8 protein-coding genes, 6 tRNA genes and 1 pseudogene (1 of these 15 cut by a window edge) are annotated in these 7,219 nt (G+C 34.1%); 11 read left to right on the top strand and 4 right to left on the bottom strand.

Annotated features, from left to right (window positions below; all coding sequences use genetic code 11):
- From TY11_RS14055 to TY11_RS21120, 9 genes and pseudogenes are all read left to right on the top strand, one after another.
- Positions 1 to 70, top strand: a tRNA-Trp gene (locus TY11_RS14055); it begins 4 nt to the left of the window's first position.
- A gap of 11 nt (positions 71 to 81) precedes the next feature.
- Positions 82 to 154 (top strand) — tRNA-His (locus TY11_RS14050).
- A gap of 7 nt (positions 155 to 161) precedes the next feature.
- Positions 162 to 236, top strand: a tRNA-Gln gene (locus TY11_RS14045).
- Positions 237 to 239: 3 nt separating this feature from the next.
- Positions 240 to 314, top strand: a tRNA-Gly gene (locus TY11_RS14040).
- Between the two features lie 8 nt (positions 315 to 322).
- Positions 323 to 396 (top strand) — tRNA-Cys (locus tag TY11_RS14035).
- 184 nt (positions 397 to 580) lie between these two features.
- On the top strand, positions 581 to 1,588 hold the full coding sequence (locus TY11_RS14030) for a DUF3231 family protein (RefSeq protein ID WP_042147401.1): 1,008 nt from the start codon (positions 581 to 583) through the stop codon (positions 1,586 to 1,588).
- An 8-nt stretch (positions 1,589 to 1,596) separates the two neighbouring features.
- Positions 1,597 to 2,076: a membrane protein gene (locus tag TY11_RS14025; protein WP_042147398.1), complete on the top strand. Its 480-nt coding sequence runs from the start codon at positions 1,597 to 1,599 to the stop codon at positions 2,074 to 2,076.
- Positions 2,077 to 2,181: 105 nt separating this feature from the next.
- A tRNA-Leu gene (locus tag TY11_RS14020) sits at positions 2,182 to 2,265 on the top strand.
- A 591-nt stretch (positions 2,266 to 2,856) separates the two neighbouring features.
- Positions 2,857 to 2,988: pseudogene (locus TY11_RS21120) on the top strand (hypothetical protein); the annotation flags it as partial.
- 126 nt (positions 2,989 to 3,114) lie between these two features.
- Here TY11_RS21120 and TY11_RS14015 read toward each other — a convergent pair.
- The 4 genes from TY11_RS14015 to TY11_RS14000 are packed head-to-tail and all read right to left on the bottom strand — an operon-like array spanning position 3,115 to position 5,629.
- Positions 3,115 to 3,903 carry a helix-turn-helix domain-containing protein gene (locus TY11_RS14015; RefSeq protein WP_042147395.1) on the bottom strand — a complete coding sequence of 263 codons (789 nt, stop codon included), beginning with the start codon at positions 3,901 to 3,903 and terminating at the stop codon, positions 3,115 to 3,117.
- A 31-nt stretch (positions 3,904 to 3,934) separates the two neighbouring features.
- Positions 3,935 to 4,573, bottom strand: coding sequence for an ABC-2 transporter permease (locus tag TY11_RS14010; protein ID WP_042147392.1), 639 nt, complete (start codon positions 4,571 to 4,573; stop codon positions 3,935 to 3,937).
- A complete protein-coding gene (locus TY11_RS14005) occupies positions 4,554 to 5,426 on the bottom strand; it encodes an ABC transporter ATP-binding protein (protein WP_042147389.1) in 873 nt (290 codons plus the stop codon). The genes TY11_RS14010 and TY11_RS14005 overlap by 20 nt, the downstream gene beginning before the upstream one ends.
- A 5-nt stretch (positions 5,427 to 5,431) precedes the next feature.
- On the bottom strand, positions 5,432 to 5,629 hold the full coding sequence (locus TY11_RS14000) for a hypothetical protein (RefSeq protein ID WP_042147386.1): 198 nt from the start codon (positions 5,627 to 5,629) through the stop codon (positions 5,432 to 5,434).
- A gap of 609 nt (positions 5,630 to 6,238) precedes the next feature.
- On the opposite strand from TY11_RS14000, the gene TY11_RS13995 reads away from it, so the two are divergent.
- A complete protein-coding gene (locus TY11_RS13995; RefSeq protein WP_197025101.1) occupies positions 6,239 to 6,478 on the top strand; it encodes a helix-turn-helix transcriptional regulator in 240 nt (79 codons plus the stop codon).
- The gene (locus TY11_RS13990; protein WP_042147380.1) at positions 6,468 to 6,818 is read left to right on the top strand and encodes an LPXTG cell wall anchor domain-containing protein; all 351 of its coding nucleotides are present in this window, start codon (positions 6,468 to 6,470) and stop codon (positions 6,816 to 6,818) included. The genes TY11_RS13995 and TY11_RS13990 overlap by 11 nt, the downstream gene beginning before the upstream one ends.
- The last annotated feature ends 401 nt before the right edge of the window (positions 6,819 to 7,219 follow it).

Below are 7,219 nucleotides of genomic sequence, written 5' to 3'. Positions count from 1 at the left end.
GTATAGTTTAATGGTAAAACGAAGGTCTCCAAAACCTTTGATGTGGGTTCGATTCCTACTACCCCTGCCATTTTTATTATGGCGGCCGTGGCGAAGGGGTTAACGCACCGGATTGTGGCTCCGGCACTCGTGGGTTCGATTCCCACCGGTCGCCCTTTTATTGGGCTATAGCCAAGCGGTAAGGCAACGGGTTTTGGTCCCGTCATTCCCAGGTTCGAATCCTGGTAGCCCAGCCAACCGCGGAAGTAGTTCAGTGGTAGAACACCACCTTGCCAAGGTGGGGGTCGCGGGTTCGAATCCCGTCTTCCGCTCCAATATATACGGCGGTATAGCCAAGTGGTAAGGCAGAGGTCTGCAAAACCTTTATCACCGGTTCAAATCCGGTTACCGCCTCCAATTTAAATTTTATAATAAAGTCCTAAACTCTTTTGTTTTAATTGCTATGATAATAGCAATTAAAACAAAAGAGTTTTTATTTTACATGGTGATTACGATAAGGTTACAAGAGACTGTATAATATTTACATCTAGGGAATACTAAAGATTAGAATTAGTTATTAGTATTCGGAGGTAAATATAAAATGGCGAAAGAGCATAACCCACAATTAACTGCAGTAGAGATATCACATATTTGGAATGCATATATGACAAACAGTTTATCAGTTTGTGTCTTTAAATATTTCTTGAATTGTGTAGAAGATCAAAGTATTAAAGAAGTTGTACAACATGGATTAGATTTATCGGAATATCAAGTAGAAAAGCTATCGGTTCTCTTTAGAAAGGAGAATTATCCAGTACCAATTGGTTTCACTGAAAAAGAAGACGTTGATATTCATGCTCCCAAACTCTTTTCCGATAGCTATATGCTTAATAATGTAAGAGATATGGCTAGTGTAGGGATGAACACTTATAGTGCAGCTATAGGAATTAGTGCAAGAGAAGATATATATGAGCATTTTGCAACATGTTTTACCAAGACAAATGAATTACATAGAATGGCAAAGAATCTAATGTTAGAAAAAGGTATATATATTAGGGGGCCATATATACAACCTCCAGCAAAACCTAAATATGTTAAGAAACAAGGTTTTTTAACTGGGTGGTTTGGTGAGAGAAGACCATTGACTGGGATGGAAATTACAACCTTATATTCCAATATACAACGAAATGCGTTGGGTGCATCAACACTGATTGGATTTGCACAAGTTGCTCAATCGAAGGAAGTAAAAAGATTTGTCATAAGAGGTAAAGAAATTGCATCTAAACATATAGAGGTATTCAGTTCTTTATTGAATGAAGAAAACCTACCAGCACCAATGAGTTCGGACTCAGAAGTAACGGATAAAACTTCTTTTGTATTCTCTGAAAGATTGATTATGTTCGAAACGACTTCTCTAATTGCTACTAGTATAGGATATTATGGATTGGCATTGGCAGGAAGTATGAGACGTGACATTTCTGTACACTATACTCGATTGATAGCTGAAATTATGAAGTACGCTGAGGATGGGGCTAACATTATGATTGATAATGGATGGTTGGAGGAACCTCCGATGGCACCAAACCGAGATGAGTTAGTAGATGGGTAGTGTGAGCGATGACACAAAATAGAAAAACTGAGGTATTATTTTGGAGCATTGCCTTACCCGGATTTGGGCAATATTTAAATGGGAAGATTATTAAGGGAACGGTTTTAATATTGTTAGAATTCATTGTTAATGTAAAGTCAGGATTGAATTATGCGATATTACCAAGTTTTTATGGCAACATACAGGAAGCCATTGCTTATGCCGATTTTCAATGGTTAATGTTTTATCCTTGTCTTTACTTATTTGCAATGTGGGATGCTTATCGTGATGCAGGTGGAGGTCAAGAACCATATGCTTTTCTTCCATTTGTATTTGCTGCTTTTCTAGGTACTGTTGGGGTTGTGTATTCTCCGATATTTAATATTAATGGAGTTTATTTTGGTGTAATTTGGTTACCTATAATATTCCTTATCATAGGGGTTTTTATTGGAAAAGTCATACGCAAATTCGTTATTAATTGGAAGAAGAATGATAGCCCAACTGTTTAGCGATTACTTCAATTAAGTTTACAGAAAAACTTTTCCATTGACTTTACTGCCAAAACCGTGCTATATTATTACTTGTCAGTCAAAGACTTCGTCAATTGATAATATGCCGGTGTGGCGGAATTGGCAGACGCGCGGGACTCAAAATCCCGTTCCCCCTGGGGAGTGTCGGTTCGACCCCGACCACCGGTATCTAAAAAGATAAGAAACGATAAAACACTCATGAATGTTGATATATCAATGTTTGTGGGTGTTATTTATTATGTAGGAAAATAGATGAAAAGGTTCTTTATTGAGTTGTTTTTAAAGTCGAAATCCTTTCATTTTAGTACCACTAACTCTCCAGACGCGCCCCGGAAGTCAAACCTAATAGAATAAAAGGGTAATCGGAAAATAGAGTGGAAAGAGGGTTAAAAAGTACCCTCTTACATAGCTTTCGTCAGTGTGGAAAAATCTGCACCACACTTTTTAACTTTACGATAGTCTGGAGTAAACAACATCATTTGCTCTAATGGCTTCATTGAAGTCAAAGAAATGATCGTTGAGTTCGTAAGCCTATACAAGCAATGGAAAATGTTTTGTCCATACTTGTATTTAATCTGGTCCACGAAGTCTGTTAAGTCTTTACTCCTTGTAAGAAGTACATAACGATACCTCATAAGTTGTCTACGTTCTATGGTTCAATACCAAGCCATTTAGGAGTTCTAAAATCAGTTTGAGCTTCAAGCTCATCAACGCAGTCATTGAAAATGTTTCGTAAAGTCTTTTCGTCCCTCTAACTGTCAAAAATGTGGTACCCTTGCAAACTTATACAAACATGGTAAGAAACATCAACTATTATTCGACCTGCCAATACATGCAAAACGTGTTGGTATTTATGTCAATCCCAACGATATAAATGTAGGGAGTAAATGAAACATTTACTGAATATTTACCAGATATGGATGTCAATCGTTCTGATACTAATAGATGATATAATAATACTCATTTGAGTATAAAGCAAACTTCAAATGATGAAAATTAATTATTAAAGTTCTATTATTAAAAGTCATCTACTTTCTTTCTTATTTTCCGTCGGAGTTTAAAACCAAAACTATTCGTATACTCTTTATTTATTGCCAATAGTTTATACGCTTCAAGTATCGTTGAAGTTCGTATGTTAATATACAACCCTACTGCAATCATCCCTATACAGATTGGGTAATATGGCACTAAAAACTCAGAGTTTATAAACCTTTTTTCTATCCCAAAGGCTAAGAGTCCGGCAACAAACAATCCCACACCTATTAAATTAATAACGCCATATTTCTTTTTCATGTTTTCGTATCTTGAAATTAATACGTTAAGGTATTTTTCATCAAGGATTAAGGACTCCTTTTTTAATATTTTATACTGATTTTCTTCCAAAAATGATACTGAAACGAACATTCCTATTCCAATTGTAGCGATAATAATAGTTGGAATCATATATATCGCTGGATCTTGTTTGAAAATAAAATATGGGATAGTTGATAAAGCAATCAGGAAGAAACCTAATGCAGTATATTTAGAAATCTTATGTACAGACAACAAATACCCCTCTGCCATTTCTTTGCTAACATAATACCCTGCCTCCTTATCAATATTATGTTCGGTAGAATTCTTTAACAAATAGTCCATAGAGACCCCGAATACATTTCCAATCATCAGAAGTTTTTCCGTTTCAGGGTATCCTTGACCATTCTCCCATTTACTTATGGCTTGTCTTGATGTGTTTAACTTTTCCGCCAAAGCCTCTTGGGAAATCCCTTTTTCTTTTCGTAATTTATAGAGTTTCTCACCAAAGGTCACTTACTTTTAACTCCCTTCATTTATTAAGACTTTAGAACTCCTTGTTTTTGTATATATATACAGAAATCACATAAGAAATTAATAAAAATAAAACCGATGCAATGAAAAAAATGATAGAGAACTTTTCATCAAAATCTTCAACCTCTCCAATAAACACTTCAAGCATAAAGACCGTTACAAAATAAATGCCTAAAGTGATGCCTAAACTTCCCATCATAATCGAATCCGATTGTTCTGTTCCCAGCCTGAAAGTCAAGGGATAGACTAAAGCCGCTATACATATGATTAATCCCATGGCACGTAGCAAATAATTGAAAAATACGGAATGCATGGTTGGTAACAAAAATAAATGAATAACATAGGCAATACAAAAAACTAATAAAAAACTGAAAATAAACAGTAATATGAAGGTCAGATATTTACTTTCTATGATTCGTTTCCTTGTTACAGGTAGTATTATCTCATATTTATTCCATCCAGAGATAGCATCATATTTCAATATATCAAACGCATGAACAGGTATAAGTACAAATGGTAAAAAACCAGCTAGTTTCAATGCAGCCGAATGATTCATTAGAAGTAACAAAACTACTACAACAGCTGTTAACAAGGAGGAGAATTTTACGCTTTTTTCCACTGAATATAGGTTGTTAAGAATTAGTCCCTTCATGATGGTCCCCTTCCATTAAAAGTAACGTGATCTCATCTAATGAGTATTCTTTTATTTGAAATGAAGCGGGTAAGGAATGTTTATCTGAAACAAGCACTTCCAGCATATGCTCTTTATTTCTATATGACACCGTAACATTGGAGTCTATTTGCTTCCATTCAGTTGGCTTGCACTGGACAATAGCAAAATTATCCAATAATTCATTTTTACTTGTCTGCAAAACGATTTCTCCTTTTTTAATAAAAATTAGTTCGTCTGCGATTTTTTCAATATCACTTGTTATGTGCGAAGATAGTAAAATCGATTGATTTTTATCTTTTACAAAATCTAAAAATACATCTAACATTTCATTTCTAGCTTTTGGATCTAAACCAGCGGTTGCTTCATCTAAAATTAGTAATTTTGTATTGTGTGAGAGAGCAACTGCGATTGATAATTTCATCGACATTCCACGTGAAAAATTCCCGACCTTTTCCTTTTTGGGTAGAGAGAAAGTATCAATATAATGAAAGTACTTTTCCTTATCCCATTTTTGATAAATATGGCTTAATACATTTGAAAGTTGAACCACATTTACATTGTTAGAGAAATTCATCTGTTCAAAAACGACACCAATTCGTTCTTTTAACTTATTATTTAAATAATCCATCTCCTGATTAAAAATCTTTATGGTGCCACTATCCTTTTTAGATGTACCTAAAATTGCAGCCATTGTTGACGTTTTTCCAGCACCATTCTCACCAATAATACCCACAATCGAACCGTATGGTATTGAAAAAGTAATGTCTTTCAGCTCAAAGTGAGAATCTGAATAAATTTTATTCAGATTTTCAACTTCTAAAATATTCTCCATCTCACTTATCTCCAATCTTTACTTCTGCTTATTATTTTTTTCATTTTCGATATGCCATATAGAACACCAAAAATGACGAATCCTAAAAAGACGAGTGTATTTGTTATTGGCTCATCAATTCTCGGAATTTCATCCTGAAAAACCTTTAAAAGAACTAATACTCCCACAGTAAATATAACTCCGATAATCGGTACTTGTTTCATTATTCCTTTCCTCCCTTAATTCTTTGCATTTTAATTCAATATTTGCTCCTCCTTTCCTGTCACTTACTATATCTTAGAGAAACATCACTCTAAGTTCTACCAAGTGGGAGTTGCGCTTTGTCAACTTACGGTTGCAATCGTGTTATAACATGTATTTTGCATAAAATTTACCAATCTTGATAATATCTTGAACTCACAGAGGAAAATTCATTAGTAGTTCAGTAAGTTTTCAGATTCCCATTCATGTATGAGGGTGTAAAATACATTTCTTTTATTTCTTCATAGTATTTCAATATCAACAAATAATCGCATAGAATTTGCTATGCGATTAGATGTACTATATATGGTTCCACAGAAGTTAATCACGTCTCTTTTTAAAAAAAATCGTAACTATATACAAAATCACACTAATCCACACTAATCCACACTAATCCGAATTAGTGTTGTGTTATTGCAGATTAATCAAATTGGATATTCACCAATACAATTCGAATACCCGAAAAAAATAAAATCAATTTCAAACTTTTATATAATCATATTATAATTTTGTATAAGTTTACTTTACTTTTATAAAGAGTTACTTTATAATGGTCTTAAGAGGTGATGATGATGAAGGGAGATTTTGGTGATTCGATATCAAATAAAGTCTATGAATATCGTGTGCTTGCCAGAATGTCTCAGCTAGAGCTAGCTGAGAAAGTGGGTGTTTCGAAACAAACAATTTTCGTAATGGAAAAAGGAAATTATGTTCCTACGTTACTATTAGCTTTTCGTATTGCAAATTTCTTCAAAGTTGATGTTAACGATATTTTTACTTATGTGGAAGGAAGCGATCAAAATGAAATTTGATATAACAGAAATATCAAACAAGACCTTTTATCCCTTAAAAACCTGGGCGGAAGAATCACCTGGTAATTGGAATATGCTTCTTGGTATCGGTCTTGTATTGCTTTTACTCGGAGGGATTCTGATATTCGTATTTCGAAAAAAAATGGGTAAGGCTGACGAAAGAACAATACAAATATCTTTAAGAAGTACACTCATAATGTTATGTGGAATAGTTTTGTGCGATGTGATTTTCCCGAAAACATATATGTGGGAAATTTTCTTCTTATATAAGTATTCTCTTGCATTTATCGCTTCAGGAATCTATCTAGCCGTTCGATATAAAAAAGATTTTTTAAACTAGAGACAAAATAAGAGGATTGGAAAACACTTGTGAATTCAATTACCAAGAAATATAGTTGCCTGTAATTTTAAAAGAGTCTAGACTGCCCCTTTTCTTATCTAAAAGCCAGGCTACGTTAAACAAATTTTTAACTTTCTCCCATGGTGTAAAGTCGAAGAGCGTAATCTTTCTCTTCGACTTTACTTGACGTGCTCCTGTTCCATACTGTTATTGTAAAAAAACGGATTTCCAATGATTAATACTACCTTCAAGATCTTTTCCTTTATCAGCCCCCACTACCATTTTAAAGGATTCCATCACCAATCAACCTTACTAATTGCTTCCTACAAACCTTTCTACAAAAAAAATCGAAACGAACTACTTGTTTCCTGTTCAATGTATATATTTGTCTTATATCTAAT

Source organism: Paucisalibacillus algeriensis (assembly GCF_000577245.1).
In the GTDB taxonomy this organism is placed as follows: domain Bacteria; phylum Bacillota; class Bacilli; order Bacillales; family Amphibacillaceae; genus Ornithinibacillus.
This window is presented reverse-complemented; position numbering and strand designations above follow the sequence as displayed.